A 285-nucleotide genomic window follows, 5' to 3' on the forward strand; every position below is an offset into this window, starting at 1 on the left:
GATTGGGGTGAAGTCGTAACAAGGTAGCCGTATCGGAAGGTGCGGCTGGATCACCTCCTTTCTAGGGAGTCAGACATTCAGTCAAAGCTGGTCTTTGAGTGAATGGACAGGGAAGCAAGTTTCAGTATTGTTCAATTTTGAGGGATCCTGATGCCTCCGGATCTATGATCTGGAATCGCGCAAGGCGCGATGCAGCAGGCGGCGAAGCGCAAGCGGAGCCGAACCTACAGATCGGCCACCGAACAGGTGGCATGATGGGAGTGGGTTCTGCGGTGGAAACCTCAA

At 54.0% G+C, this 285-nt stretch carries 1 rRNA gene; it reads left to right on the forward strand.

Features of this window, described 5'->3' with window-relative positions:
- Positions 1-61, forward strand: a 16S ribosomal RNA gene (locus H6B10_RS16105); the annotation flags it as partial.
- Positions 62-285: the final 224 nt, after the last annotated feature.

Source organism: Gemmiger formicilis (genome assembly GCF_016901605.1).
In the GTDB taxonomy this organism is placed as follows: domain Bacteria; phylum Bacillota; class Clostridia; order Oscillospirales; family Ruminococcaceae; genus Gemmiger; species Gemmiger formicilis_B.